This is a genomic window from Enterobacter cloacae complex sp. S1 (genome assembly GCF_014930525.1).
Classification (GTDB): Bacteria; Pseudomonadota; Gammaproteobacteria; order Enterobacterales; family Enterobacteriaceae; genus Enterobacter; species Enterobacter hormaechei_C.
In genome coordinates this window covers 1-865 of record NZ_JADBRE010000085.1, presented here as the reverse complement: position 1 = coordinate 865, position 865 = coordinate 1, and the positions used below count along the sequence as shown (strand labels likewise).

The window sequence follows — 865 nt, the reverse complement described above, 5'->3', positions numbered from 1 at the left end:
TCATTAAGGTATTCATTTTTGTTCCTAAGGAGCCAGTGAAATATTTTAGGGTTCTCAAGAAGTTTTTTAATGTGAGAAATGAGAATTGTCAGTTTCAAGCTATTTGAGCCATAACTCTCTTGTATTGATTGCGTGTCAAAATGAACCTGAGCCATTTCTTTCTCAAGTCGTTCAATAGCTTTTCTATTACCAGTTTTTGTATCTATATTATTTTTAGTTTTGTCAATTAACAACTCAGGGGAGGAACTATGATATAGAGACTCAGCAAAAAGTTTTGAGTAATTATCAAACCTTATCATTAAATTAGCACATTCTATTTGTCTGAAAGGAACCATTCTTTTTAAAACTCTAAAAGTATTTATGGGAATATCTTTATCATTAAATAAATCAACTACTTGAGGGCATATCCCTTTCAATACGGACATGTTGGTTCTTAGAGAATCTATACTTATATTTAATGATGTACATAACATTTCTTCAGGCACTCCCACTCTTACAGCTTCTTTCAGCATTCTCTGTATTTGTATAATTGTTATACGGTTAACTTTTTTGTTCGGTGTATAAGTATCATATGTAGTTGAAATTAGGCAGTTTGCTTTATCTTCCCCAATATCTTTTATTGCTTCGACTCTAATGTGTCCATCGATTATTTTAGCAGTTTTATCACTTTGATCGATGTAAATTAATATCGGTTCAACAAGTCCCAACGCTGATATGGTGCTTTTGATCTGTGAATATTTTTTACTACTTTTGAAGTTAGTAGGCAGCTTTTTAGTATGAACAAGATCAGATAATTTGAAAGTGATTGTTTTTTCACTAAAGCAATATTTAATCATTTTGCACCTCAATTGGTCGTGTTTTTAAC

General features: G+C 31.2%; 1 protein-coding gene. It reads right to left on the bottom strand.

Going from position 1 to position 865, the window contains the following annotated elements; translation table 11 throughout:
* Positions 1 to 836: plasmid partitioning protein RepB C-terminal domain-containing protein (locus IM290_RS21535; RefSeq protein ID WP_193354518.1), on the bottom strand; the 836-nt coding region annotated here is incomplete at its 3' end.
* Between the last annotated feature and the right edge of the window lie 29 nt (positions 837 to 865).